Genomic DNA, 26,813 nt, shown 5'->3' with positions numbered 1-26,813 from the left:
TCCCGGGTCAACGCAGCTTCCTCCGGTCGGTCAGCCACTCTCGCCGAGCGGCGCGCCCCGCTCCCGCATGAACGGCACCGGGTCGACGGCTCCGCGGCTGCTGCGGTCTCCGTTGAGGTGGATCTCGTAGTGCAGGTGCGGGCCGGACGAGTTGCCGCTGGAGCCGACCTCGCCGATCACCTGTCCGGCGTCGACCAGGTCACCTTCGCCGACTTCCGGCCGCTTCACCATGTGACAGTATCTCGTGATCACCTGGTCGGCGTGCAGGATGTCGACGAACCAGCCGCAGCCACCTTTGCTGGGGGAGCCGTCCACGTCGCAGTCGAGGCGGCCGTACTGGTCCGGGTCGCACCGGGAGACGATGACGCGGCCGGCCGAGGCGGCCCGGATCAGGGTGCCCTTCGGCTGGGCGATGTCCACGCCGTTGTGCCCGGGCCGGGAGTTGGTCCGGAAGCCGGACCCGACGTTGCCCGGAACCGGCCGGGTCCAACCCGAGGCGGCGACCTCGCCGTCGGCGGCACAGCGCAGCAGCCCGTCCGGGCCGGCGACCGCGCGGGCCGCGCCGCCGGTGAGGATGTTGACGATCCGGGTCGCCAGCGGTTCGTGCTTGGCGTACGCGTCCGGGAAGGCGCTGACCTGCACCCGCTGCGCGGCGTCGGTCAGCGCCATCGTCTCCCAACCGTCGATGGTGAGCAGCTTCTGGTAGAACTTCTGCGAGGAGTACGCCGGATCCTGCAGCTGTTCCGGGGTGCCCCAGCCCTGGCTGGGACGCTGCTGGAACAGTCCGACCGAGTCGTGGTCGTTGCGGTCGCCGAGGTGTCCCAGGTTCCGCAGTGCCGACTCCTGCATGGCGGTGGCCACCGCGACCACCCAGCCGCGCGGTGACACCGACAACTCCGCACCGACGTTGATGATCACCGCCGCGTTGGCGACCTGGTCCGGCCCGTACGGCCCGACCCGGGGCGCCTCGTCGGGGTCGACCGGGCCGTCCTGGCCACAGCCGAAGGCGGCGAACAGCGCCGAGTCCGGCTCGTCGTCGCTGAACAGCACCGCACCGATCCCGCCGGTGCAGCAGAGCAGCACCAGCGTCGCGGTCAGCGCCACGGTCAGGGCGACGTGCCGGGCGGCGCGGGTCCGCATGCCGGGGCTGTCGCTCATGCCCGCACCCAGTCGATGCCGTCGACCAGCCACTGTCCGTCGGGGCCGGTCAACCGTAGCCGCAACGTACCGGAATCCACCTCGATCACCACCTCGACCAGATTCGTCGCGTACGGGATGACCGCCGGTTCACCGGTCAGCCGCTCGGCCGGCACCGCCACCGGATCGACGCCGACCAGCTTCTCGGCCAGTTCCTCGGTGGCGTACGGACGCAGTCCGGCGTGCCACTGCTCGGCGTCGAGGCCACGGTCGAGCCAGGCGGTCGCGAACGCGACGGCGACCGTCGGCGGATCTGCGGCACCGGGGCTGGTCACCGGGTCAGGGGCGGGTGCCACCGACCGGATTCCGTCGTCACCGGCGGTCGGGTCGATGGTCAACGCCGGTTGTGGTCCGGGTGCACCGAGCAGTGGCCCGTTGGTCCCGTCATCGCGGCCGACGACCTGACCGACGCCGACCACGCTGACCACGACGACGAGCAGCACGACCGCCAGCCCGACCCGGGACCGGAAGAGGAACCGGGTCAGAAAGGCGATGACGGTACGCATTCCGGGTCACCGAGCTTCGGTACGGATGCGCGGCTTCGGCGCCTCGTCGGGTTTGCGGCTGCTGTCGGGCCGGTAGACGGCGTACTGATGCTCTTCGGCCGGGACGTCGGGCGCGGTCCACGTCGACGCGCGACGGGGGCGACCCGGTGGTCGGGCCGACCCGGGCTGGGCGGTGGACTCGGAGCCGTCCTCCCGGCTGTCCGGTCGTTCCCTGGCCGGTCCGGCACCGCCGGTGGGTTTGTCGCTGCTGGGATCCTCCAACCGGGCCTCCGGCCGCACCACGGTCTGCTTGACGACGGTCTGGTCCCGTCCGTCCCTGGACTTGATCACGACCTGTTCGGGCTCGCGGGTCTCCCGGGTTTCCCGGAAGTACCGCAGGTGCCACGAACTGCCGCCACCGTCCCGGCCGCCCAGATCGGTGATCCGTCGGTACGGACGCAGCAGCAGCCAGCCGACCATGCCGCAGAGCCAGATCAGTACCACCTGCAGCCAGCCCGGCAGGGTGGGCGTGCTCATGATCAGGTCGACGGCGAACAGGTAGACGGCCGCCCCGGTGCCGAAGATCGCGATGTTGAAGACGGCGGCGACGACCGCGTTGCCGAGTCGACGCATGCCCGCGCCGGCCGGCCGGAGCAAACCGATGGTCCCGAGGATCGGCGCGGCGACGACCGCCCAGCGGAACAGCAGGAATCCGAGCAGGACGAGCAGCGACGCGGCGAGGTCGAACATGGCGAACATGGCCGCCGCGAAGATCGCGATCAGTCCGGTGCCGACCCGGTCCATCTCCCGGATGCCCTGCAGATGCTCGTACGCCTCCGGATCCTCGGTGCGGATCTGCTCGGCGACCTTCATCCACTGCTGGTTCTTGGCCTCGATGATCGGTTCCCGCAGCGCCGGATCGGCCCGGATCTCCTCGATCTCCGACCAGGTGAACGCCTGGGCGTCGTAGAGCACCGGGCCGTACTTCTTGGCGGTGTCGCTGTCCGCCGAGCCGAGCACGCCGCGCAGCCAGTTCCGGTAGAGCATCGACGACGTGGTCGTGTCGCTGGCCCGGACGGCCGGTGGACGCAGATCCTCACACTGTTGCGGGTCGGGGTACGGGCACTCCTCCGGTGTCACCTCGACGGCACGCGGGCCGACGGCCTCGTGGACCACGCCCAACGTGCTGGTCAGCGCCTCGTCCGCCAGGTTCGCCGAGCGGACCGGCCAAGCGGCGATCGCGGTCACCACCACCATGATCAGGACTGCCCAGCCGGCCGTCGTGATCATGTTGCTCATGTCCGACTGACGTGACCGCCAGATCAGGTAGAGGCCGACCACGCAGAGGGTGATCAGCCCGAAGACGGTGAAGACCTCGTCGTAGATCGCGGTGGTCGCCTGCGCCACCAGCGGGTCGGCCCAGGCGTACATGGTCCCCGGGTCCCAGGCCCGTTCCCGGATCGCGTTGGACGCGCCGACGATCGCGGTGGCGACCATCATCTCCAGGTTGGCGACCCCGTTGAACACGCCGACGTCGGCGTTCACCACCGAGGAGGCGCACCCACCGTTGAGGTCGTACGTCGGGAACCGGTAGCCGGCGTACCCGTAGTTGGTGTAGTGGCCGATGGCACCCTCGGAGGTCTCCGGCTGGGTGGCGAACCAACCGCCGAAGCCGGAGTCGGGGGCGCTCGGTGCCGGCGGGTCGAGGCACTGCGCGCGGGCCGAGCTGACGTCCTGCAGTCGGTCCAGACAGGCCCGGAAGTCGGCCTGCCAGGCCTCGACCGGACACAGGTCGGCCGGTGCCTGGGCGGGCAGGGCAACCGGCGCGACCGGGGCGGCCTGGGCCGGAGCGGCCGCGCCGAGTACCGGCCAGGAGATGCTCGCCACGGCGGCTGTCAGGACGGCGAGCAGGAGCGCGGTGCACCGGGTCGCGGTCCTCGCCACGTCACACCTCCAGGTCACTGAGCGCGGTCGGCAGACCGGCGGGTGCCGCCTGCGGCGTACCGGGTGTGGTGTCCAGATGGTCGAGCAGTCCGTCCACGTACGAGACGTCCACCCGGACCTTCTGCACCCGACCGTCCACGTCGCGCATGATGAACTCCCGGAAGCCCAGCCGGCTCGCCGAAGAGCTGTCTACGCTGGACAACGAGGCGAGGGTCGCCTCGTAACCGTCGTCGACCGGGACGCGCAGCAGCCGCAGTGCTTCGGCGGCGATCTCCTCGTCCTCGGCGATCCGGCCGACGAAGACGGTGGAGACCAGGTTCTGCACGTCCAGCCCGAGGATGTCCCGTGGATTCTGCGACGAGACCAGCGCGGCGAGGTTCCACTTGCGGGAGTCGCGGGCCAGCCGGACCAGGAAGGACCGGCCGGAGCGCCAGCCCTCCATGAAGTGCGCCTCGTCGAGGCCGACGAGTTTGCGCGACCCCATCGAGCCGCCGTAGCAGCGGCGTACCGCCAACCGGTGGGCGGTGTGCAGCATCGGCAGCGCCAACGCCTCCTCGGCCGACCAGTACTCGCGTTCGATCTTCAGGTCGGGTAGCCGCAGGCCGGCCATGGTGATCACGGTCAGCGCGGCGTCGGCACCGAGCAGGCCCGGCTCCGGTGAGCCGAAGAAAAGCAGGGCCAGCGGCATCTCGGCGGTGTCCAGCAGCAGGTTGGCCAGCTCACGGCCGTCGTCGTCGAGCCCGTTGAGGCAGGCGACCACGTCGTCCAGGGTGGAGGTCTCCTCGGCGGGCACCTGGCGGACCGCGTGCCGCAGCAGGGTGGCCGTCGACGACTCCCGGGCCACCTGCGGCGGCACCAGCATCATGCAGATGTCCTGGACCAGCATCCGGCGTTCGGCTCGCGCGTTCGACACGGAGATCTCGTACTCGCGGTCGCCGGCGGCCCCGGCGGCGAACTCGCCGCGGACCGGCGTCGGGATGAGCGAGTACGGCGCCAGGGTGCCCTGCTCGGAACCGGTCAGGTTGAGCACCCGTGAGTACGGCCGTAGCTCCGGCATGGCGCAGAGCCGGGCCAGCGGGCCGGACGGGTCGAGCAGGGTGACCTGCACGCCGCGTCGGGCGGCCAGGTAGCCGAGGGCGCCGAGCAGGGTCGACTTGCCGCCGCCCGGCTCGGCGACGAAGACGGCGAGCCCGGAGCGTTCCCGGACCTCCATCGGGAAGTGCAGGTCCAGGAAGACCGGACGGCGGCAGGTGCCGGCGGTCCGCCCGATCAGGTCGCCGCGCCGGTCGCCGACCGTCGACGCGGCCTGCGGCAGCGCGGCGGCCAGCAGGTTGACCGGCATCCGCCGGATGTATCCGGTGTTCGCCACCGGCTCACCGGGGATGAACTCCCGGGCCAGCCAGTCCTGGTTCTTCGGATGCTGCAGCGAGATCCGCATCTCCCGGGAGTAGAGCTGGATCAGCCGGCGGGCCCGTTCCAGACACTCTTCGCGGGTCCGGCCGCCGACGGCGACCCGGTGCCAGCCGTGCGCGCGGGCCGACTCGACCGGCAGACCGGTGGTCATCTCGTCACCGATGTGCAGGGCCCGCTTGGCGAGCCGCTCCAGCTCCGGCGGGGCGTCGATGCCGTGCTCGGCGTAGTCCAGTTGCTGGGAGCGGATCATCCGGAGCCGGTGCTCCAGGTTACGGAACGAGTCGGCCGGCCCGAGCAGATCGATCCGGGAGGAGATCTCCATCGGCCACGGCAGCCGTTCGTGGAAGTGCATCCACGGCTCGTGGCGTTCCGGGATCTCCAACGGCTCCATCCGGCCGACCGCCAGCACCGCGACGTGCCGCTCCTCGCCGGTCATCCGGTTGACCAGCTTGAGCGTCGAGCCGTACGGGGTCCGGTAGCGCTCGACCTGCTCGGTGAGGGCGAGCAGGTCGCCGCGGTCCCAGTTGCCGTCGCGCACCGGCGAGAGCATGGTCGGCGGGTTCATGCAGAGCGCGACCGACCGGTAGAGCAGCCATTCGAGTTCGCCGGCGGTGACCCGTCGACCCCGCATGCCGAAGGCACCCAGCACCTCGTCGAACTGCTCGACCATTCGGCCGAGCCGACGGCGTTCGCTCTCGGCGACGCCGCGGCCGAACAGCCGCAGCACCCGTTCAGACAGTGAGTCGCCGAGCGACCGGCGGGCGAAGGTGATGCCCAGGTAGGTCTGTCCTTCGGCGTGGTTGACCGCCATCAGGTGCCGTTGGGCGGCGACCAGGTGGTCGGACCAGGAGACCGCGTCGGCGACGTTGGGCAGCGGGTTGCTGGTCAGCGAGTCGATGGTGCGGGCCCACTCGTCGGCCGGGAACGGCCGGGTGGTGCGGCGCAGGTGCAGCCGGAATCCGGCCAGGCCGGCGTACTGCTCGGAGATGGCCGACAGCAGCACCTCCCGCTCGGCGTCGGGCCGGAACGCCCAGCGGACCTCGGGCAGCCAGTACCAGGCGGTGACGGTGTTCGGGGTGAAGGTGAGATGGCCGGCGATCTCGGTGATGGCGAGCTCGGCGGCCGGGTCCCGGTCGGTGAACTTGACCTTCGGGGGGCGGATCGGCACCGGCTTGATCAGCTTGTCCGGCCGGTCGGCTTCGGCGGCCCGCCGACGGGCACGCTTGCCCTTGCCCTTGTCGCTGACCGGTGCCTCGGCCGGCGGCGGCCGGTGCACCGGTGCGGGTGCGGCGCGCTGCTGGGGTGCGGGTGCGGACTGCTGCTGGGGTGCGGTGTGGTGCGGCGTCGCCGATGGCCGGCGCTGCGCTGGTGCGCCATCTTGCTGCGCTGCCTCGGCGGGGTGTGCTGGGTCGGGCCGGCCCCGAACGTGTTGCGCGGTCGGACCGGGCCGGCGGGTGGCGGCGGGCGGTGGCGGCAGGACCGGTGCCGGCGGGGCTGTGGACGCCGAGGTGACCGGCTGGCCGTCGCGCGGTGCGACCGGTTCGGCTGTCGGGGCCGGGTCGGCGGCGGTACGCGGGGTAGGCGTGGCAGCCCGGTGCTGGACCGGCGGGTCGGGCGGCGGGGCAGGGGGACCGGACAGCGCCGAGCCGATCGGCCCGGCGGGCGGGGTGTCCCGGGCTGACGCGTCGCCTGGGGTCCCCTGCGGGCCGTGGCGGTTGGGCGGTCCGATAGCGGTCTGCTGGGTCGGCGGTGCGATCGCGTCGTGCCGGGTGGGTGGTTCGATGGCCTCGTGCCGCGTCGGTGGTGCGATCGCGTCGTGTTGAGCCGAGCGCCGGATCGCCGTGCGTGGCGTGCGGCCCGGCTGGTGGCCACCGGCCGGGCCGGCACCCGGGAAAAGGTCCAGGAAGGGCGAGTCGATGTCGGTGTTGTCGCTCATGCCGGCTCTGGGGGTGGGTACTGGTGGTGCCGGCGGCGGGGTTCGCGTCGACCGGCTGCCGCGGGACGCCGCAGGTGCCTGGAAGTAGGCGACCGCGCCGTGGCTGGGGCTGGTGACCAGTTCGGTGTCGGTCGACTCGTCCAGCTCGGAGGTGTCGTAGTCGGCTGGTTGCTTACCGTTACCGCTGGTGCCGGCCGGCTGACCGGCCGGGTGGGAGGAGCCCGGCGGAAATGATCGACTCATGCCATCGCCTCGCGCCGCCGGCCGGCCGGGTGGACAGCGGCTGCGGTTCGGTGGTCGGTGCGGGTCATGCCAACTCCTCCCGAATCCGGATGTGGCTGGCGATCAGTCGCGGGTCTCGCTGTTCGGTGGCGGGTTCCCTGGTGCGGCGCCAGTCGGTGAGGGCGGTCCGGACCACCATCCGGGCGGGCCGATCCGGGTCGACGTACCGGAAGATGAAGGAGGTGGTGACGATCGCCAGCGCGATCTCCCAGGCGGGGAAGAGCTCCACGGTGAAGGTGAACGCCCAGTGGATGAACATGTAGAGCGGTACGAGGAGGATGAAAACCCCGTACTGGGCGTACGGCAGGTGGATCGGCAACGTGTAGCCGGGCGGGCCGAGGTAGACCAGCCGGGCGCGGTAGATGTCGTCGTCGGTACGCAGCCGCATCCTGTGCCCCGCGCTCTATTCGAACATCAGGTTGATGAGGTAGTCGCCGACGAAGAAGAGCGTCGCCGCTCCGGCGATGAACGCCAGACCCACGATCGCGATCGCGGAGCTGGTCAGGACCTTGGAGATCTCGCCCTTGCTGGCCCGGCCGATGAAGATCACGCCCAGCACGGCCAGCAGGATCGGCGCGACCTTGCTGGCGAGGAAGGAGACAACGCCCTCGGTGTTGAAGCCGGTCGGCGCCGGGTCCGGCTCACCGGCCGGCGCGGCCAGCAACGGAAGCGTGTCGACCACGGATGCCATGGCGGCGTTGACCGTGTCGACGAGCGTTGTTTCGATCATGGGAACCTCCCCGGTGTGCGGCCGGCGAAGCCGGGGCACTGCAGTTGTCCAGCCTCACGGACGTGTCGGGTCGTGCCGCGAGTTTCGACCCTGCGTCCGGCGATCACCGCGTACGGTGATGATTTGTGGGCTTTTTGTCCAACTTCAGCCCTTCTCCTCGGCGTTGCCCTCGCTGACCACCAGCAACTGCAAAGCGTACGGGCCACCCCTGTCTGGTACAAGCTGCGTGCAACTCGACCGACAGCGCCGCCGTGCCGCCGTTGTCTGGTTCGAGAGTACCCAGCATGCCCTCTGCCGGCCGACCCCGAGCCGCGCCGGTACCGTCCTACCCGTGACCGATCTGCTGCGGCCGGCCCGGCCGGTCGTGATGGGCGTTCTCAACGTCACGCCTGACTCCTTTTCCGACGGCGGGCGGTACGCCGACCTCGACGCCGCCGTCGCGCACGGCGTCCGGCTGCACCGCGACGGCGCCGACCTGATCGACGTCGGCGGTGAGTCGACCCGGCCGGGCGCGGTGCGGATCGACGCCGCGACCGAGACGGCCCGGGTGCTCCCGGTCGTCCGGGCGCTCGCCGCCGCCGGCGTACCGATGAGCATCGACACCACCCGGGCGACGGTCGCCGCCGCCGCGTTGGCCGCCGGGGCGGCGGTGGTGAACGACGTCTCCGGCGGTCTGGCGGATCCGCGGATGGCCGAGGTGGTCGCCGAGGCCGGCTGCCCGTGGATCCTGATGCACTGGCGCGGGCACTCCGACCGGATGCAGGACCTGGCGCACTACCGCGACGTGGTCGGCGAGGTCCGCGCCGAGCTCGCCGCCCGGATCGACACCGCGCTGACCGCCGGGGTGGCCGCCGACCGGCTCATCGTCGACCCCGGCCTCGGCTTCGCCAAGCGGGCGGAGCACAACTGGCAGCTCACCGTCCGCCTGCCCGAGCTGCTCGACCTCGGTTGCCCCTTGCTCTTCGCGGCCAGCCGCAAGTCCTACCTGGGCCAACTGCTCGCCGACCCGGCAGGCCAGCCACGGCCGGTCGACCAACGGGCCGCGGCGACCACCGCCACCAGCCTGCTGGCGGTCGCCGCCGGCGCCTGGGGGGTCCGGGTACACGACGTCCGGGACACCGTGGACGCGCTGGCGGTGTGGCAGGCCAGTGGACGGCCCCGGATCGTCCCGGACGCCGACGATCCGCCGGGGAGCCGTCGATGACCGACCACCAGCCCGCCGCAGGGCCGTCGCCCGGCCCGGGGGCCGCGCAGCCGTCGGCGACCGACCGGATCGTGCTGACCGGGCTGCGTGCCCACGGCCGGCACGGCGTCTACCCGCAGGAGCGGGCCACCGGGCAGGACTTCGTCGTCGACGTCGCGCTCACCGTCGACCTCGCGCCGGCGGCCGAGACGGACGACGTCACCGACACCGTGCACTACGGCGAGCTGGCCGACCGGCTGGTCGCGATCGTCAGCGGCGAGCCGGTGAATCTGATCGAGACGCTGGCCGACCGGCTGGCCGCCCAGTGCCTGGCCGACCACCGGGTCAGCTCGGTCACGGTGACCGTGCACAAGCCGCAGGCGCCGATTCCGCACCGGTTCACCGACGTCGCGGTCGTGCTGACCCGGGGCCGACCATGACCCGGGGCCGACCATGACCCGGGCGGTGCTGGCACTGGGCAGCAACCTCGGTGACCGGTACGGGCGGTTGCGCGCGGCGGTGCGGTCGCTGGACGACGTACTGCTGGTCGTCTCCGGGGTCTACGAGACCCCGCCGTGGGGCGACCCGGCGCAGCCCGACTACCTCAACGCGGTCGCGATGGTGGCCGATCCGGGTGCCGCGCCGGCCGACTGGCTCGACCGGTGCCGCAGCCTGGAACGGGCCGCCGGGCGGGTGCGTGACCCGGACCGGCCGTACGGGCCCCGCAGCCTGGACGTGGACGTCGTCGCGGTGTGGACCGACGACGACGCCCCGGTGTTCAGCGACGACCCTGAGCTGGTGCTGCCCCATCCCCGGGCGCGGCTGCGGGCGTTCGTGCTGCGACCGTGGATCGACATCCAGCCGTACGGCCAACTGCCCGGCCACGGCTGGCTGACTGACCTGCTCAACCACGATCCGGTCGCCGGGGACCTGCTCGAACTGCGCCCGCGACCGGATCTGCCGCTAGAGTCGACCCAGTGAACGTGCGTCTGTCGATCACCTTGCCGGGGCTGATGCTGCTGTGACCGGACCGGGAGTCAGCCCGCGCGGACGGGAGCCTGACGAGCCGCGGATGGGGCCCACCAGGTTGTCCACCCTGGTGGTGGCGGCGCTGGCCGCCGCAGCGGTCGGCTGGCTGGTGATCAGCAGCTGGTACGTACGGATGCCGGTCATACCCTGGCTACCCTCCGTGACGCTGGCGGCATTGGCCGTGTTCGAAGGGTATGCGGCGCTGAACACCCGGGCCCGGGTCGACCGCCAGCCCGGGCACGACCCGGTCAACCCGCTGCTCGCCGCCCGCTTCGTGGTGCTGGCCAAGGCGTCCTCCCTCGCCGGGGCGATCTTCGCCGGCTTCTATGCCGGTCTGGTGCTGTGGCTGTTCATCCAGCCGACCCGGGCGGCCAGCAACGACCTGCCGGCCGCCGGCAGCGGTCTGGTCGCCGCGGTCGCGCTGGTGGCGGCGGCGCTCTGGCTGGAGCGGGCCTGCCGGGTCCCGGACCGCCCGGAGGACTCCGACACCCCGGACCAGCCGGCCGACTGACCGGTCCGCCAGGCCGGCCCGCCGGGCCGGCGCCGACCGGGCATCGACCCGGTATCGACCCGGTTCCGGGCAGCTTGGCTGGATACGGGGGGTGACGGCCGGACCCGGTCGCGGGTACGGTGCCTGCGACCGGTACGGCTGCCCGGGCCACCGCGCGGACGCCACACACTGGTCGACTGAGCGACCAGAGGAGACGCGGTATGGCGTACGACGATTCGCCTTATCGCCGGCGGAACGCGAGCACCTCGGATCCGACCGGCCACCGTCAGCCCGGCGACACCCGCTATGGCGACACCCGTTACGGCGACGCGCGGTATCCGGCGGCCGAGCCAGGTCGTCGCGGCCCGGCCGGCTACTCGACGAGCTCCTTCTCCACCGTTGCGGACTTCTCCGCCGCCGGAGCCGCCACCACCGCGGACTCCGCCGCGACCGGGAACTCGTACGCTGCCGCGGACCGGCCCACGCGCGGCTCCAACACCACCCGGGCGGCCACCCGACACAGCCGTCGCCGCCGGGCGTCCACCGCGCTCGACGACGTCTTCGACGACCCCTACCACGGCGAACGTGGCCGGGACCGGCTCGGCGTGCACCTCGTCTGGGAACTGATCCTGCTGCTGGCGGTCGGTGGGATCGGCTATCTGCTCTACCGGGTCGACCCGGGTCTCACCAGCGCCGGCACCCGCGATCCGCTGCTGGTCTACGCGACCGGGCTCGGCCTGTTCGCGCTCGCCGCCGGGGTCACGCTGCGCGCCGGGGCGCCGAACCTGGCCATCGGGCCGGTGGCGGTGGCCGCCGCGCTGCACTTCGCCGAGAACGGTGACAACGGCGTGGTGCCGGTGCTGGTCACCGGCGTCATCTGGGCGGTGGTGCTCGGCGCGGGGACGGCGCTGCTGGTCGCCGGCCTGCAGGTGCCCGGTTGGGTGGGCAGTCTGGTCGCCGCCTGCGTGGCCGTCGTCTTCATCCAGCAGCGGTCCGGCCCGGTCGACCTGCAGGGCGCCTTCGACCCGACCGGCCAGGCGTTCGTGGTCTTCGGCGGCTTCGTCGTGCTGGCGCTGCTCGGTGGATCCCTCGGCACGATCAAGTCGATCCGGCGGGGGGTCGGGCGGTTCCGCCCGGTCGGCGATCCGGCCGACCGGCGGGGCGGCGTCGCCGCACTGGTCACCAGCGGTGCGTTCATCCTGTCGATGGTCTTCGCGGTCGTCGGCGGGGTGCTGCTGGCTGCCGTCGGCAACGGCCCGGTCAGCCCGTCGGTGGGGCTGGAGTGGACGGCGGTGGCGATCGGCGCGGCGCTGCTCGGCGGGACCAGCGTCTTCGGCCGCCGGGGCGGTGTCTTCGGGACCGTGTTGGCGGTGCTCGGCCTGACCCTCTTCATCAGGTACGCCGAGCTGCGCGACCTCGACATCGCGCTGTACGCCACCGGTGCTGTCGCGGTAGTGGCCGGGCTGGCGGTGACCCGTCTGGTGGAGACGTTCGGCCGGCCACGGTCGACGCCGGTCGACGACGCCGACGAAGCCCATGAAGCACACGAAGCCGAGCAGACTGCGGGCGAGTCGACTGGTGAACCCGAGCCGGTCTACTACGACGGTCAGCCGGTGGGCTGGTCGGAGCCGGCCCGGGCCGAGGCCGGGTGGCCGTCCGACCCGCCGACCGGCGGCCAGCAGTCCTGGTCGGCCTCCCTGCCCGCCCAGCCGGCACCGGCCCGGGACCGCTGGGACACCAGCGACAACTGGGGCGCCGACGACAGCTGGGGCACCGACGGTCGCTGACCCGCCGACGGCTCGCTGAGCGGGTCAGCTGCCGAGCCAGCGACGGGCCGGCGGGCTAGGCTCGCTGATATGACCGAATCGCCGGCCGCGAACCGAGCCACGCCGACCTTCGAGGAGCTCGATCGGCTCTCCACCGAGCAGTTGCGGGAGCAGTCGTTCGAGCTGGCCCGACAGCGCAGGGACCTGGGCTTCTTCTGGTCGATAACCCAGCGGCTGTCCCGGGCCGATGACGCCAGCGAGCTGGACGGCGCGCCGAACTCGATCGGCCCGACCGTCGAGGACGCGGTGGCGCTGTGGCGGGAGTTCACCGGCCACGAGTACGGCGAGTCGGAGCCGTTGCTACGGGCGGCGTTCATCGACTACCTGCTGCGGCCCGGGCATCGGAGCTGACACAGGTCAGCCGGCGTCGGATCAGCCGGCGTCGAGGATTCGGCGTCGGCTTACCACGCCGACCGGCTGGTCGGCGTCGTCGACCACCCGGGCATGCTCCGCGCCGGTGACCAGCAACCGGGCCAGCGCGTCGTAGAGCGAGGTGCCCAGGGTGAGGGTGGGCAGCCCGGCCGGGTCTGCGGCCGCCGGGGCGTCGTCGAGCAGTTCGCGGCTCACCGGGGTGACCGCGAGCCGGCGGATCGCCCGGTCGGCGCCGACGAACTCCGTCACGAACGGGGTCGCCGGCCCGCCGAGCAGTTCGGCCGGTGCCGCGTACTGCTCCAGCCGGCCACCTTCGGACAGTACGGCGATCCGGTCGCCCAGCCGTACCGCCTCGTCCAGGTCGTGAGTGACCAGCACGATCGTCTTGCGTACCTCGGCCTGCAGCCGGAGGAACTCCTCCTGCAGCCGGCCGCGGGCGATCGGGTCGACCGCGGAGAACGGCTCGTCCATCAGCAGGACGACCGGGTCGGCGGCCAGCGCCCGGGCGACGCCGACCCGCTGGCGTTGCCCGCCGGACAGCTCGTGCGGGTAGCGCTTGCCGTACCGGCCCGGTTCCAGTCCGACCAGGTCGAGCAGCTCGTCGGCGCGGCGCCGGATCCGGTCCCGCTGCCAGCCGAGCAGCCGGGGGACCGTGCCGACGTTCGCCCGGATCGTCTGGTGCGGGAAGAGCCCGACGTGCTGGATCACGTACCCGATCCGGCGGCGCAGCCGCACCGGGTCGACCTGGGTGACGTCCTCGTCGCCGAGCATGATCCGCCCGGTGGTCGGCTCGATCAGCCTGTTGATCATCCGGAGCACAGTGGACTTGCCGCAGCCCGACGGGCCGATCAACACCACCAACTGGCCGGCGGGGATCTCCAGGGAGAGGCTCTGTACGGCCCGCGTCCCGTCCGGGAACTGCTTGCCGATGTCGGTCAAGGTGATCGCCGCCGCGCCGTCGGCGGCCCGCACGGTACCGTCCACCTGTGTCCTTCCACCTGCTCGCCGACCGGGCTGACCCGGGTAACCCGTGGTTCTCCGGTCAGTACGTACGGGACAACTGGTCGACGATCGTCGCCGCGTTGACCGAACACGTCACCCTGACGGTACAGGCGGTGCTGATCGCCGCGCTGCTGGCGGTGCCGCTGGCGGTGGTCGCGTACTGGTTCCGGTCGCTGACCGGGCCGATCCTCGCCCTCACCGGCGTGCTCTACACCATCCCGTCGCTGGCGTTGCTGGCCTTCATCGCACCCTACGTGGGCGCGACCAACCCCGCGTCGGTGCTGATCGCCCTGGTGCTGTACGCGTTGCTGCTGGTCGTGCGCAACTCGCTGGCCGGGCTGAGTCAGGTGCCGGCGGCGACCATCGAGGCGGCCGACGGGATGGGGTACGGCCGGTTCGGTCGGCTGCTGCGCATCGAGCTGCCGTTGGCGCTGCCCGGCATCATGACCGGCTTGCGGCTGGCCACGGTCTCCACGGTCGCGCTGGTCACCATCGGCTCGCTGATCGGCTTCGGCGGGCTCGGTGACCTGATCTTCAGCGGCTTCCGGAACAACTTCTACAAGGCCCAGATCCTCACCGGTACGCTGCTGAGCGTGGCGCTGGCCCTGCTGCTCGACCTGCTCCTGGCGGGTGCCGGCCGGCTGCTGACGCCCTGGGCCCGGCGGGTCGCCCCGTGAGCCGGCAGACCGTGGCGGCGAACCCGGTCGAGCAGGCGGTGACCTGGCTCAACGACCCGCTCAACTGGACCAACCCGGGTGGGGTGCTGGACCGCCTCGGTGAGCACCTGACCATCTCGGCCGCCGCGGTCGCGGTCGGCTGCCTGGTGGCCTGGCCGGTCGGACTGTGGCTCGGGCACACCGGCCGGGGCGGCGGCCTGGTGGTGCTGGTGTCGAACCTGACCCTGGCGGTGCCGACCATCGCCCTGCTGTCCATCCTGCCGCTGACCTTCCTGGGCTTCGGCAAGCCGCCGGTGATCCTGGCGTTGGCGGTGTTCGCCGTACCGCCGCTGCTGGCCAACGCGTTCACCGGGATCCGGCAGGTGGATCCGCAGGTACGGGAGGCGGCTCGGGGGATGGGGCTGTCCGGCTGGCAGGTGCTGCGCCGGGTCGAGTTGCCGCTCGCGGTGCCGTACCTGGCGGCCGGGTTCCGGACCGCGGCGGTGCAGGTGGTGGCGACGGCGGCGTTGGCGGCGTTCGTCAACGGTGGCGGCCTCGGGCAGATCATCAGCGCGGGCTTCGGGTTGGGCATCTCGATCGGCGGCGGCCAGATCCTTGCCGGCGGTCTGTTGGTGGCGACCCTGGCATTGATCACCGAAGGGCTGCTGGCGGTGCTCGAACGGGCGTTCACCCCGCGGCCGCTGCGCCGGACCGGCCGGCGGGCGAACGAGCAGGCCAGCGCGGTCGGCTCGGGTTGAGCGCGTCGCTTTCCGTTCGGGTCGGATGACGATCCGGTGACAACCGATCTTCATCTGTTGTCGGACCCTACGGTGAGGATGTTCGGTAGAGGGAACGGGTGACGGCATGCCGGCACGGGCCGGGGCCCCGTCGCGGCTGCCGTGCTGCCCGCAGCACGCTCGCGCGGGCATGTGCCGCGCCCGTCGGACACGCGGCCGGCCCGATGGGGTCGCGCCGGGACACAGGAGGCGGGCAAACATGCATGCACGGACACGTATCGCCCTGAGCGCGGTCGGCGCGCTCACCGCGGCGGGTTTCCTCGCCGCATGTGGCGAGGCGGGATCATCCGGCACCGAGGCGCCGGATGCCGGCGCGTCCGGTGCCGGTTGCGCACCGGTAGCCGGAGACCAGTTGGTAGTGCTGACCGACGACAAGAACCTGCAGAACACCGACAACATCGTGCCGGCGGTCAACGCCGACGCGGCATCGCCGCAGGTCATCGCCGCCCTGAACAAGGTGTCGGCAGCGTTGGACACCGAAAAGCTGATCGGGCTCAACCGGGCGGTCGACGTCGACCGTCAGACGCCGCAGGCCGCGGCCGAGGAGTTCGCCGCCGCCGAGGGCCTGACCGACGGTATCGAGACCGGACCGGGCGGTGAGCTGATCGTCGGCGCGGCCAACTTCAGCGAGAGCGAGACCCTGGGCGAGCTGTACCGGATCGTGCTGACGGCGGCGGGCTACGACGTCACCGTGCAGCAGATCGGCAACCGTGAGCTGTACGAACCGGCGCTGGAGACCGGGGAGATCCAGGTGGTGCCGGAGTACGCGGCCACCATGGCGGACTTCATCAACAACAAGGTGGCGGGGGAGAACGCTCCGGCGATCTCGTCGTCGGACCTGGACGAGACGATGACCGGGCTCCGCGAGGTCGGTGAGCAGGTCGGCATCGTCTTCGGTGAGCCGTCCGCGGCACAGGACCAGAACGCGTTCGCGGTGACCAGCGCCTTCGCCGATGAGTACGGCGTTCGTACGCTTTCCGACCTGGCGGAGAAATGCTCCGGTACGGCGACCGTCCTGGGCGGTCCGCCGGAGTGCCCGCAGCGCCCCAAGTGCCAGGAAGGGCTGGTCGAGGTGTACGACTTCCGGGCCGGGGAGTTCAGCTCCCTCGACGCCGGTGGGCCGCAGACCAAGACCGCGTTGACCACCGGCGAGATCAGTGTCGGCCTGGTGTTCTCGTCGGACGGGGCGCTGGCGACCGGCTGATTTTCGGGGCCGGCGCGGGCTGTCGCCGGCCAGCCGGGCTGTGGAGCCTACCTTCTCGGACAGCAGGCGGTACCCGTTCCGTTGATCTGTAGATGTCGGTAGGCTCCACAGCCATGTCCGCTCCCGAGGCCGAAGAGGAGCCGCGCCGCACGGTTCCGCTCAAGTGGCTTACCTGGGGTGGCCTGGGCCTGGCGCCGCTGGCTGCGCTTTTGCTGCTGCTCGGCGACGGCGACGGCTCGTTGCGACTGGCGATGGTGATCGCTATCGCGTCCGTGGTGTTGATTGGATTGTCAATCACATTGCGTGGTGGCGTGGAAACTATGCGCGCCGACATGGAGGATGCGCTCGTCGAGGAAATGGACGTGCTCCGCGAGGACGTGCGCAACGACATTTCCACCGCCGTCCGGGCGACGCACCGCGCCTTCGGCGAGAAGATGCAGGTGGTTCAGGACGACGTCGAGGCGCTTCGTGGTCAGCTGGACGTGGTTCGTGCCGAGATCGCCCGGAGTGAACCGGCCCGGGCGCAGCCGGGCGGTGACCGCGCCGGCTACGACCGGTTCGATCAGGCTGCTCCGGCGTCCGCCGTACCGGCGGCGGTGCCGGCCTCCGGCCCGACCGGGGCTGCCGGCTACGGCGGCGAGTACAACGGCGGCCAGTACGGCTCCGGCGGTCAGGCCGGCCGGGCCTCGGTCCCGGCGGTCAGCGGCACCGTGCTGCCCCGCCAGCAAGGGCCGAACGGCGTCGTCCGGCAGCCGGAGACCGTCCAGGTGAGCACCCGGCAGGTCGTCGACCCACGGGCCGAGGACGAACCCGCAGGCACGGTGTACGGCGGGACCCGTTACGGCGGCCGGGGCGGCGAGTCCATCGACGGTGAGTGGTCCGCACCGGCGGCCCGTGGGCGGCGTTCCGCCGAGCCGGACGAGGAGTCGTGGACCGAACGCCGGCTGCGCGACCAGCCGGAGGAGCGCTGGTCGTGGAGCGGCGACCGGGACGACAGCGCCGAGCAACGGTACGGCGACCGACCCGTCGACCGGTGGGACGTCGGGCGGGCCGACGGCTTCAGCACCGGGTCGCCGGCCGAGCGGTGGCCACCGGCCCGCGACGACGACTACCCGCCGGCCCGCGACGACTACCCACCGGCCCGGTCCGGGGCCGGTGCCCGTAACGGCCGGTACCCGCAGGACCGGGGCGACCTGCCGGGGCCGGGCGGTGACCGGGTCGCGGACGAGCCGCCGTGGCGGGACGCCCGGTGGGACCAGCGGATGGCCGATCCGCCGTCGGACGGCCCGGGGATCGGCGGGACCGGTCGGCGTGCGGCGTTGCCGGCTTTGCCGGCCGGCAGCGGCGCCGAGTCGCCCCCGGCATGGTCGTCGCCGGCCCGCGATCCACTCGACGACGAGCCGGTCCGGCGCAGCCGCCGGTACCGGGACGAGGAGGACGACGCCGGTCGGCGGTTCCGCGACGACGACCCGCCGCGCCGGTTTCGCGACGACGACCCGCCCCGCCGGTACCGGGACGACGAACCTGCGGACCCGGGTCGGCGGTACCGCGACGACGCGTCCGGCCGGCGCTACCGCGACGACGACCCGCCCCGCCGGTACGCGGAGGAGGGCACCGCCGGCCGCCGCTACCGCGACTACGACGACGAGCCGGCTCGGCGCTACCGCGACTACGCCGACGACGCCCCGGGCCGGCGCTACCGGGAACCGGACGACGGCGGCCGGCGGTACCGCGACGACGACGGCCGTGGCCGCTACCGTGACGACGTCGACTACCCCGACGACCGCCGCTGGCGGTAGGCCGGCGTCACTTGTCGATGTCGCCGACCACGAAGAACATCGAACCGAGGATCGCCACCAGATCCGGCACCAGGCTGCCGGGGATCAGCGTCGCCAACGCCTGCACGTTGGCGTAGGAGGCAGTCCGCAGCTTGAGCCGCCACGGGGTCTTCTCCCCCCGGGAGACCAGGTAGTAGCCGTTGACGCCGAGCGGGTTCTCGGTCCACGCGTAGGTGTGGCCCTCGGGTGCCTTGACCACCTTCGGCAGCCGTACGTTGACCGGCCCGCTCAGTTGGTCGACCCGGTCCAGACAGCGGCGGGCCAGGTCGAGTGAGGCGTACACCTGGTCGAGCAGCACCTCGAACCGGGCGTGGCAGTCACCGGCGCGACGGGTGACCACCGGCACGTCCAACTCGCCGTAGGCGAGGTACGGCTCGTCGCGGCGCAGGTCCAGGTCCAGGCCGCTGGCCCGGGCGACCGGACCGGAGGCACCGAACGCGGCGGCCGTCGCCGCGTCGAGCACCCCGACCCCGACCGTACGGGCGAGGAAGATCTCGTTGCGCCGGATCAGCCGGTCCAGGTCGGGCATCCGGGCCTCGACCTGGCCGATCGCCTCCCGGGCCCGGCGGGTCCAGCCGGCCGGCACCTCCTCCTTGAGGCCGCCCACCCGGTTGAACATGTAGTGCATCCGGCCGCCGGAAACCTCTTCCAGCACCGCCTGCAGCGTCTCCCGCTCCCGGAACGAGTAGAACACCGGGGTGAGCGCGCCGATCTCCAGTGGATACGAGCCGAGGAACATCAGGTGGTTGAGCACCCGGTTCAGTTCGGCCAGCGCGGTCCGCAGCCAGGTGGCCCGCTCCGGCACCTCGATGCCCATCATCCGTTCGACGGCGAGTGCCACACCCAGCTCGTTGGCGAACGCGGACAGCCAGTCGTGCCGGTTGGCCAGCATGATGATCTGCCGGTAGTCGCGGACCTCGAACAGCTTCTCGGCGCCGCGGTGCATGTAGCCGATCACCGGCTCACAGGAGATCACCCGCTCGCCGTCGAGGACCAGCTTGAGCCGGAGTACGCCGTGCGTGGACGGGTGCTGCGGGCCGATGTTGAGCACCATGTCGGCGGTGTCCAGCCCGGCGCCGGTGCCGACGGTCAGCTGGCGGAGTCCGTCGGCCGACCCGGCCGGGGGCGGCGAACCGGTGTCGGTGTCCATGCCGGCCATCGTCGCACGCCGGCTCCCCGCCGCGCGGTCAGCGGTGTCGCCGCGCCAACCCCGGCCGGCCGGGCCCTGATCGTCACGCCAGCAGGGCTTCGGCGTCGCCGGCCAGCCGGACGGGTTGGACCAGCCACCAGTGCCCGCCGAGGCCGTCCGGGTCGGTGAGTTCGGCGGCGGTGCCGGCGGCGGCCAGCGCGGCCAGGTAGCCACGGGGGTCGGTGCCGGCCAGGGCCAGCGGCGGTCGGCGGCCGTGCACCCCGAGCCGGTGCAGCGCGTCCCGTTGCCGGCACAGCAGGTGGCCGGTCCCGCTGGCGGCCGCCGATCCGGCGGCGGCGACGGCGTCGATCGCCACGTGGGCGGTGAGGTCGCAGGAGCCGTCGGGGACCGGGGCCACCGTACGGCCGGCCCGGAAACCGGTCAGGGTGCCGGCGACCGGGCGGTCGGCGTACCGGTGGCCGTAGTCGACCGCCAGCGCGGCGCCCCGGTGCACGGTGCGTACCGCTGCGGCCCAGGCCTCGTCGCGGGGGCGGCCGACCTCGGCCTGCGCTCCGTCCGGCAGCGGCGGCCACCAGCGGGCCAGCCAGGCGGAGTCGGCGGCTCCGAGTTCCCCGCCGGGGTGCTGGCGGCCGGTCGCCGGGTCGACCAGCAGACAGCGGAGCCGGTCGCCGTCGCGGACGGCCAGATCGAGCGGTACGTTGTCCAGCCACTCGGTGGCGACGAGCAGCCCGGTGGTCCCCGTCGGCGGTGCGGCCCGCCATTCGACCGGTTCGGGCAGGCCGGCCGGTCGGGGCGCCAGGTCGACGCCGGTCAGCCGGATCCGGTCGGCGAGCTGGCCGGGCGGGTCGGCGAGCCGGTCGGGCGGGTCGGCGAGCAGCCGGTGTACGGCGCTGAGCAGTTCACCGCCGCCGGCTCCGACGTCGACCAGGTCGACCGGGTCCGGGTGGCCGAGCAGGCGGTCGACCCGGCACAGCAGCCGCAGGACCGCTCGGGCGAACGGCGTACCGGTCTGCGCGCTGGTCGAGAAGTGCGCGGCGGGCACCGGGGTGCCACCGGTCACATAGAAGCCGTCCGGTCCGTACAGCGCGGTGGTGATGGCGTCCCGCCAGGTCAGCACCGGGCCACCCTAGATCAGCGGGTGAAGGTTTTCACACACCGTTGTTTCCGGTCCGTTGCCACGGCGCATACTGGCATCGACCGGTACCCCCGTTTCGAGGACTGGATCACATCATGAGCGCATCGGCGCGCCCGACGGCGGTGGACGTTCCCGCTGCCCGGGTGACCGACCCCGCTGTCGGGGTCGTGGGCGCCGGCCGGGTCGGCGCGGTGCTCGCCGCCGCCCTGACCGCCGCCGGCCATCGAGTCACCGCGGTCTCCGGGGCCAGCCCGGCCAGCCGGGACCGGATCCGCCGGCTGCTGCCCGGCGTCGAGCCCCGACCGGTCGCCGACGTCGCCGACGCCGCCGAGCTGCTGATCCTCGCGGTGCCCGACGACGTGCTGCCGACCGTGCTGGCCTACCTGGTGACGGCCGGCGCGCTGCGGCCCGGCCAGGTCGTGGCGCACACCTCCGGGGCGCACGGTCTCGCCGTACTGGCCCCGGCCGCTGCGGTCGGCGCCGCCCCGCTGGCGCTGCACCCGGCGATGACCTTCACCGGCGAGCGCGGCGACCTGGACCGGCTGCCCGGGATCAGCTACGGGGTGACCGCCGACCGGCCGCTGCGGCCGCTGGCCACCCGCTTGGTGGCAGCGCTGGGCGGCACCGTCGAGTGGGTCGCCGAGACGGACCGGCCGCTCTACCACGCCGCCCTGGCACACGGCGCGAACCACCTGGTCACCCTGGTCAACGAGGCCAGCGACCGGCTGCGCGACGCCGGGGTCGCCGACCCTGCTCGGGTGCTCGCACCGCTGCTGCGCGCCGCCCTGGACAACGCCCTGGCGCACGGCGACGCCGCGCTGACCGGGCCGGTGTCGCGCGGCGACGCCGGCACCGTGGCCCGGCACCTGGACCGGCTGGCTGACACCGCCGCGGAGAGCCTGCCCAGCTATCTGGCGTTGGCCCGGCGTACCGCCGACCGGGCGATCGCCGCCGGCCGGCTGCCGGCCGCCGCTGCGGTGCCGCTGCTCGACGTGCTGGCCAGCCGGGAGCCGGTCGCCACGTCGGGCCGGCGGCGGGAGCGGGTCCGATGAGCGCGGCGGGTCCGATGAGCGCGATGAGCCAGGCCCCGACCACCTCGACCGCGCCGACCGCGCCGACCAGCCCGACCGCGCCGACCGGGCTGCAGGTCGTCCGGACCCGCGCCGAACTCGCCGCGTTGCGCACCGGCTGGTCCGGCTCGGTGGCGGTGGTGATGACGATGGGTGCCCTGCACGACGGGCACGCCGCCCTGCTGCGTGCGGCGGCGGCCCGCGCCTACCACGTGATCGCCACGATCTTCGTCAACCCGCTGCAGTTCGGGCCGACCGAGGACTTCGACCGGTACCCGCGCACCATCGACGACGACCTGGAGGTGTGCCGGCGGGCCGGGGTCCGGGCGGTCTTCGCGCCGGGCCGGGCCGAGGTCTACCCGGACGGCGCACCGCAGGTCCGGGTCCACCCAGGGCCGGTGGGGGAGATCCTGGAGGGGGCGAGCCGTCCGGGCTTCTTCCACGGGGTGCTCACCGTGGTGCTGAAGCTGCTCCAGATCACCCGACCTGACCTGGCCTTTTTCGGGGAGAAGGACTACCAGCAGCTGACCCTGGTCCGGCGGATGGTGCGTGACCTGGATCTGCCGGTGACCATCGTCGGCGTGCCGACCGTCCGCGAGCCGGACGGGCTGGCCCGGTCCAGCCGCAACCGTTACCTGTCGCCCCGGCAGCGGCAGGTGGCGCTCGGGCTGGCCGGCGCGCTGCGGGCCGGCGTGGACGCCGCTGCGGCGGGCGGCTCGTCCGACGAGGTGCTGGCCGCCGGTCGGGCCGCCTTCGACCGGCACACCGGCGACGCCGCCGAGCTCGACTACCTGGCGCTGACCGACCCCGAGCTGGGGCCGGCGGTGCCCGGCCCGGCCCGGCTGCTGATCGCCGCCCGGGTCGGTGACACCCGGCTGATCGACAACGCCCCGGTGGAGCTGACCGGCTCCCGATCGGAAGGTTCCTGATGCTGCGCACCATGCTCAAGTCCAAGATCCACCGGGCCACGGTCACCCAGGCCGATCTGCACTACGTCGGCTCGGTCACCGTCGACGCCGACCTGCTGGACGCCGCCGATCTGCTGCCCGGCGAGCAGGTGGCGATCGTCGACGTGACCAACGGCGCCCGGCTGGAGACGTACGTCATCGAGGGGGCCCGGGGCAGCGGGGTGATCGGCATCAACGGGGCCGCCGCCCACCTGGTGCACCCCGGCGACCTGGTGATCCTGATCGCGTACGGGCAGTTCACCGACGCCGAGGCCCGCGCCTACCAGCCCCGGGTGGTGCACGTCGACGCCGCCAACCGGGTGATCCAGCTCGACGCCGACCCGGCCGGGGCACCCGCCGGTGTGGTCGGCGACCCGGTCCGTGGCGACACCGCCGCCGGCTGGCCGGTGGTTGCCGGCAGGCCTTAGCGTGGTGGTGGTTGCCGACCGGAAGCCGGGCGGTGACCGTACGGTCACTCGAAGGTGTCGTATGCTCGGCGGTCCGGACCGCCTGCCAGCCAGCCCGTGGGAGGGACTCGATGCGCCGATGGACCGCCGCTGTCGCGGTCGGCGGAGCGCTTGCGCTCGGCCTGACCGGGTGTGGCCTGCCCGCCGGGGTGGACGGTGAGCTCACCAACAGTTGGCAGCCGATCCCCGAGCCGAGCCCGTTCGTGCCGCCGGCCGAGGTCTGCCACCCGGGGGACTTCGCCGAGACCGCCTACCTGTCGTCGTACAGCCCGGTCGACTGCACGACCCCGCACCGGGTGGAGACGGCGCACGTCGGCACCTTCGGCGCCGAGGCGGCGGAGGCGACCGCGCCGCCGGCGCAGGGTTCACCCGAGATCCGCGTCGCGTACGCCGAGTGTGACTCCGCGACCAGCGAGTACGTCGGCGCCGACTGGCGGCTCGGCCGGCTCTGGGTGGGGGTGGCGGTGCCGTCCCCGGCTGCCTGGGAAGGCGGCGCCCGCTGGTTCCGCTGCGACGTCACCGAGGTGACCAACGTCGAGGACAACGGCGGTACGGCGTCGCGCACCGCGAGCCTGCGGGACGTGCTGGCCGAGCCGTCGCCGCTACACCTGACCTGTTACGCGGTCCGCAACGACGACAACGGCGCGATCGACACCATGCCGGCCGAGGAGTGCGACGAGCCGCACAACGCGGAGTTCGCCGGGGTCTGGCAGGCACCGGACATCGAGTATCCGACCCGGGACCGGGACTGGAACCAGTTCCACACCGAGTGCCGCAAGGTGATCGGCCGGTACGCGGACGTACCGCTCGACGGCAACCTGCAGTTCCGTACCGGGGTCATCTCGCTGCCGGGCGGTGCCGCCGAGTGGGCGGCCGGCAACCGGGGCGTCCGCTGCTACCTGTGGCTCGACGAACGCAACGTCGAGCGGTCGCTCAAGGACGCCGGCACCGAGGGCCTGCCCATCCAGTACGAGTAGCGGCCGGGTGTACCGGCCCACATCCGTCCGCCCCGGCGGCCCGTCACCGGGGCGGGCGCGGTTGACTCTGCCCATGCGACTGCGTATCCCGGCCCTGCCCGAGCTGCCCGGCCGGCTCGCCGCGCCGGATCCCGGCTGGGCGGAGACCACCGACGTGGTGGTCGTCGGCTCCGGCATCGCCGGCCTGACCGCCGCGCTCTATCTGCGGGAAGCCGGGCTGCACGTCACCGTCGTGACGAAGGTCAACATCGACGACGGGTCGACCCGGTGGGCACAGGGTGGGATCGCCGCCGTGCTGGACCCGCTGGACACCCCGGCCGCGCACGCCCAGGACACCGAGACCGCCGGGGTGGGGCTGTGCGACCCGGACGCGGTCCGGGTGCTGGTCGAGGAGGGGCCGGCCAGGATCCGGGAGCTGATCCGGGTCGGCGCCGAGTTCGACCGGGACGCCGACGGTGTGCTGCTGCTCACCCGGGAGGGCGGTCACCGGGCCAACCGGATCGTGCACGCCGGCGGTGACGCCACCGGTGCCGAGGTGCAGCGGGCGTTGCACGCCGCGGTCCGTCGGGACCCGTGGATCCGGCTGGTCGAGCACGCCCTGGTGGTCGACCTGCTGCGTGCCGCGCCGGACGCCGCCGGCGGGCCGGCTCGGGCCTGCGGGCTCACTCTGCACGTGCTCGGCGAGGGCTCCCCGGACGGGGTGGGCGCGATCCTGGCCCGCGCCGTGGTGCTGGCCACCGGCGGGATGGGGCAGGTCTTCGCCACCACCACCAATCCGGCGGTCTCCACCGGCGACGGGGTGGCGCTGGCGCTGCGGGCCGGCGCGGCAGTGGCCGACCTGGAGTTCGTCCAGTTCCATCCGACGGCCCTGGCGGTGCCGGGTGCCGCCGGCGGCAGCGGCCAGCAGCCGCTGGTGTCCGAGGCGCTGCGCGGCGAGGGCGCCCGGCTGCTCGACCCTGACGGCAAGCGGTTCATGCTCGGCCAGCACGAGCTCGCCGAGTTGGCACCGCGCGACGTGGTCGCCAAGGGCATCCACCGGGTGATGTCGGCGGTCGACGTCGACCACGTGCAGCTCGACGCCCGGCATCTGGGCGGCGAGTTCCTGGCCCGGCGCTTCCCGACGATCGTGGCGTCCTGCCGGGCCATCGGAATCGACCCCGCCGAGGAGCTGATCCCGGTGGCACCGGCCGCCCACTACGCGTCCGGCGGCGTCCGCACCGACCTGCACGGCCGGACCACCATCCCCGGCCTGTACGCCTGCGGCGAGGTGGCCTGCACCGGCGTGCACGGCGCCAACCGGCTGGCCAGCAACTCGCTGCTGGAGGGCCTGGTCTTCGCCCGGCGGATCGCCCGGGACATCACCCGCGAGCTGCCGCCGCAGCTGGAACCGGCCGGCACCGGCCGGGCGGCTGACCAGGCTGACCAGGCCGACGGCTGGCTGCTGCCGGCCGATGCCCGGCAGCCGCTGCAGCGGGCGATGAGCCGGGGCGCCGGAGTGCTGCGTTCCGCCGCGACGCTCGACGGCACCGCCGCCGAGCTGCGCCGGCTCGCCGGTAGCCGGGGCACGCCGGGCACCGCCGGATGGGAGGCGACTAACCTGGTCACCGTCGCCACCGCGCTGGTGGCGGCGGCGTACGCCCGGCAGGAGACCCGGGGTTGTCACTGGCGTGACGATTTCCCGGCGGCGGCCGAGGGCTGGCTCGGGCATCTGGTCAGCGCGCTCGGTCCGGTCGGGCAGCCCACTCTCACCTGGGAGCCGTCATGCGTAGCGAGGTGACCGTCGCCGCGTCGCGGGCCTGCGGTCTGGACCCGGAGGTGGTCCACCGGGTGGTGACGACCGCGTTGGACGAGGATCTCGGCCCGGACCGGCTGGACGTGACGTCGGCCGCCACCATCGACCCGGGGCAGCTCGGTACGGCCGAACTGGTGGCCCGCTCCGCCGGGGTGGTGGCCGGTCTGCCGTTGGTCGCCGCCGTGTTCGACGCGGTGCCGTCGGCAGGTACGCCGGTCGAGGTGCGGCTGCACCGTGCCGACGGGGACCGGGTGTCGGCCGGTACGGTGCTGGCCACGCTGACCGGCCCGGTCCGTACCCTGCTCACCGGCGAGCGGACCGCGCTCAACCTGATCAGCCGGCTCTCCGGGGTGTCCACCCACACCCGGGCCTGGGCGGACGCCCTCGCCGGATCGAAGGCGACCGTGCTGGACACCCGCAAGACCACTCCCGGGCTGCGGCCGCTGGAAAAGTACGCGGTCCGGGTCGGCGGCGGGGGCAACAAGCGGATGGGTCTGTACGACGTGGCGATGGTCAAGGACAACCACAAGCTGGCCGCCGGCGGGGTGGGTGCCGCGTACCGCCGGGTGCGCGAGGCCTTCCCCGGCGTACCGGTGGAGGTCGAGGTGACCACGTTGGCCGAGGCGGTCGAGGCGGTCGAGGCCGGGGCGTCGTTCCTGCTCTGCGACAACATGCCGCCGGAGCTGCTGAGCGCGGTCGTCGCCGAGGTGGGTGACCGGGTCGAGGTGGAGGCCACCGGCGGGTTGACCCTGGCCAACGCGGCCCGGTACGCGCGGACCGGGGTGGACTACCTGTCGGTCGGGGCGTTGACCCACTCCTCGCCGATCATGGACATCGCGCTGGATCTGCGACCGGCCGGTGCGGGCGTGTCGGCCGGTACGGGCGTGTCGG

24 protein-coding genes and 1 pseudogene are annotated in these 26,813 nt (G+C 73.0%); 16 read left to right on the top strand and 9 right to left on the bottom strand.

Going from position 1 to position 26,813, the window contains the following annotated elements; translation table 11 throughout:
- Positions 1–30: 30 nt before the first annotated feature.
- The 6 genes from EDC02_RS23620 to EDC02_RS23595 all read right to left on the bottom strand — a co-directional run bounded on the left by EDC02_RS23620 (position 31) and on the right by EDC02_RS23595 (position 7,948).
- Positions 31–1,158, bottom strand: a complete 1,128-nt coding sequence (locus EDC02_RS23620; protein ID WP_233606252.1) for a M23 family metallopeptidase — start codon at positions 1,156–1,158, stop codon at positions 31–33.
- Positions 1,155–1,703 carry a hypothetical protein gene (locus tag EDC02_RS23615; protein WP_123603837.1) on the bottom strand — a complete coding sequence of 183 codons (549 nt, stop codon included), beginning with the start codon at positions 1,701–1,703 and terminating at the stop codon, positions 1,155–1,157. Before EDC02_RS23615 ends, EDC02_RS23620 begins: the two co-directional genes overlap by 4 nt.
- A 6-nt stretch (positions 1,704–1,709) precedes the next feature.
- Entirely contained in the window at positions 1,710–3,626 is a 1,917-nt protein-coding gene (locus tag EDC02_RS23610) for an MFS transporter (protein WP_123603836.1), read from the bottom strand.
- Between the two features lies 1 nt (position 3,627).
- Entirely contained in the window at positions 3,628–7,218 is a 3,591-nt protein-coding gene (locus tag EDC02_RS23605; RefSeq protein WP_123603835.1) for an ATP-binding protein, read from the bottom strand.
- A gap of 64 nt (positions 7,219–7,282) precedes the next feature.
- Positions 7,283–7,645 carry a hypothetical protein gene (locus EDC02_RS23600; protein ID WP_123603834.1) on the bottom strand — a complete coding sequence of 121 codons (363 nt, stop codon included), beginning with the start codon at positions 7,643–7,645 and terminating at the stop codon, positions 7,283–7,285.
- Positions 7,646–7,660: 15 nt separating this feature from the next.
- Entirely contained in the window at positions 7,661–7,948 is a 288-nt protein-coding gene (locus tag EDC02_RS23595) for a hypothetical protein (protein ID WP_233606437.1), read from the bottom strand.
- A gap of 370 nt (positions 7,949–8,318) precedes the next feature.
- On the opposite strand from EDC02_RS23595, the gene folP reads away from it, so the two are divergent.
- The 6 genes from folP to EDC02_RS23565 all read left to right on the top strand — a co-directional run bounded on the left by folP (position 8,319) and on the right by EDC02_RS23565 (position 12,866).
- Positions 8,319–9,191 carry a dihydropteroate synthase gene (folP, locus tag EDC02_RS23590; protein WP_199757745.1) on the top strand — a complete coding sequence of 291 codons (873 nt, stop codon included), beginning with the start codon at positions 8,319–8,321 and terminating at the stop codon, positions 9,189–9,191.
- Positions 9,188–9,610 (top strand): dihydroneopterin aldolase, encoded by a 423-nt coding sequence (gene folB, locus EDC02_RS23585; protein WP_123603832.1) that lies wholly within the window; start codon positions 9,188–9,190, stop codon positions 9,608–9,610. The genes folP and folB overlap by 4 nt, the downstream gene beginning before the upstream one ends.
- Positions 9,611–9,623: 13 nt before the next feature.
- Positions 9,624–10,151 carry a 2-amino-4-hydroxy-6-hydroxymethyldihydropteridine diphosphokinase gene (gene folK / locus EDC02_RS23580; RefSeq protein WP_123603831.1) on the top strand — a complete coding sequence of 176 codons (528 nt, stop codon included), beginning with the start codon at positions 9,624–9,626 and terminating at the stop codon, positions 10,149–10,151.
- Between the two features lie 91 nt (positions 10,152–10,242).
- Positions 10,243–10,710: a DUF3180 domain-containing protein gene (locus tag EDC02_RS23575; RefSeq protein WP_123605087.1), complete on the top strand. Its 468-nt coding sequence runs from the start codon at positions 10,243–10,245 to the stop codon at positions 10,708–10,710.
- Between the two features lie 200 nt (positions 10,711–10,910).
- Positions 10,911–12,476 (top strand): ABC transporter permease, encoded by a 1,566-nt coding sequence (locus tag EDC02_RS23570; protein WP_123603830.1) that lies wholly within the window; start codon positions 10,911–10,913, stop codon positions 12,474–12,476.
- A 69-nt stretch (positions 12,477–12,545) separates the two neighbouring features.
- On the top strand, positions 12,546–12,866 hold the full coding sequence (locus EDC02_RS23565) for a hypothetical protein (protein WP_123603829.1): 321 nt from the start codon (positions 12,546–12,548) through the stop codon (positions 12,864–12,866).
- Positions 12,867–12,887: 21 nt separating this feature from the next.
- On the opposite strand, the gene EDC02_RS23560 is transcribed toward EDC02_RS23565, so the two are convergent.
- A complete protein-coding gene (locus EDC02_RS23560; RefSeq protein ID WP_123603828.1) occupies positions 12,888–13,871 on the bottom strand; it encodes an ABC transporter ATP-binding protein in 984 nt (327 codons plus the stop codon).
- A gap of 2 nt (positions 13,872–13,873) precedes the next feature.
- Between EDC02_RS23560 and EDC02_RS23555 the strand changes: the two genes are divergently transcribed.
- From EDC02_RS23555 to EDC02_RS23540, 4 genes are all read left to right on the top strand, one after another.
- Complete coding sequence (locus tag EDC02_RS23555) at positions 13,874–14,566, top strand: ABC transporter permease (RefSeq protein WP_123603827.1); 693 nt, start codon at positions 13,874–13,876, stop codon at positions 14,564–14,566.
- Positions 14,563–15,303: an ABC transporter permease gene (locus tag EDC02_RS23550; protein ID WP_123603826.1), complete on the top strand. Its 741-nt coding sequence runs from the start codon at positions 14,563–14,565 to the stop codon at positions 15,301–15,303. Before EDC02_RS23555 ends, EDC02_RS23550 begins: the two co-directional genes overlap by 4 nt.
- Positions 15,304–15,541: 238 nt before the next feature.
- Entirely contained in the window at positions 15,542–16,546 is a 1,005-nt protein-coding gene (locus tag EDC02_RS23545; RefSeq protein WP_123603825.1) for a glycine betaine ABC transporter substrate-binding protein, read from the top strand.
- A gap of 113 nt (positions 16,547–16,659) precedes the next feature.
- Positions 16,660–18,345, top strand: coding sequence for a hypothetical protein (locus EDC02_RS23540; protein ID WP_123603824.1), 1,686 nt, complete (start codon positions 16,660–16,662; stop codon positions 18,343–18,345).
- A 7-nt stretch (positions 18,346–18,352) separates the two neighbouring features.
- Here the strand turns inward: EDC02_RS23540 and EDC02_RS23535 are convergent, their stop codons facing one another.
- Positions 18,353–19,543, bottom strand: coding sequence for an NADH-quinone oxidoreductase subunit D (locus EDC02_RS23535; protein WP_370461482.1), 1,191 nt, complete (start codon positions 19,541–19,543; stop codon positions 18,353–18,355).
- 73 nt (positions 19,544–19,616) lie between these two features.
- Positions 19,617–20,648, bottom strand: coding sequence for an SAM-dependent methyltransferase (locus tag EDC02_RS23530; protein ID WP_123605085.1), 1,032 nt, complete (start codon positions 20,646–20,648; stop codon positions 19,617–19,619).
- A gap of 116 nt (positions 20,649–20,764) precedes the next feature.
- Between EDC02_RS23530 and EDC02_RS23525 the strand changes: the two genes are divergently transcribed.
- The 6 genes and pseudogenes from EDC02_RS23525 to nadC form a co-directional block, all read left to right on the top strand.
- Positions 20,765–21,721 (top strand): Rossmann-like and DUF2520 domain-containing protein, encoded by a 957-nt coding sequence (locus tag EDC02_RS23525; protein ID WP_123603823.1) that lies wholly within the window; start codon positions 20,765–20,767, stop codon positions 21,719–21,721.
- Positions 21,718–22,668, top strand: coding sequence for a pantoate--beta-alanine ligase (gene panC / locus EDC02_RS23520; RefSeq protein ID WP_233606251.1), 951 nt, complete (start codon positions 21,718–21,720; stop codon positions 22,666–22,668). Before EDC02_RS23525 ends, panC begins: the two co-directional genes overlap by 4 nt.
- The gene (gene panD / locus EDC02_RS23515) at positions 22,668–23,114 is read left to right on the top strand and encodes an aspartate 1-decarboxylase (RefSeq protein ID WP_123603822.1); all 447 of its coding nucleotides are present in this window, start codon (positions 22,668–22,670) and stop codon (positions 23,112–23,114) included. Before panC ends, panD begins: the two co-directional genes overlap by 1 nt.
- Before the next feature lie 110 nt (positions 23,115–23,224).
- The gene (locus tag EDC02_RS23510; RefSeq protein WP_123603821.1) at positions 23,225–24,130 is read left to right on the top strand and encodes a septum formation family protein; all 906 of its coding nucleotides are present in this window, start codon (positions 23,225–23,227) and stop codon (positions 24,128–24,130) included.
- Positions 24,131–24,203: 73 nt separating this feature from the next.
- The gene (locus tag EDC02_RS23505) at positions 24,204–25,907 is read left to right on the top strand and encodes an L-aspartate oxidase (protein WP_123603820.1); all 1,704 of its coding nucleotides are present in this window, start codon (positions 24,204–24,206) and stop codon (positions 25,905–25,907) included.
- Positions 25,892–26,773: pseudogene (gene nadC / locus EDC02_RS23500) on the top strand (carboxylating nicotinate-nucleotide diphosphorylase); the annotation flags it as partial. The gene EDC02_RS23505 and the pseudogene nadC, both read left to right, overlap by 16 nt.
- Between the last annotated feature and the right edge of the window lie 40 nt (positions 26,774–26,813).

This window comes from Micromonospora sp. Llam0 (assembly GCF_003751085.1).
Lineage (GTDB): Bacteria > Actinomycetota > Actinomycetes > Mycobacteriales > Micromonosporaceae > Micromonospora_E.
The sequence above is the reverse complement of the archived record's forward strand: the minus strand, read 5'-3'. Positions and strand labels throughout refer to the sequence as shown.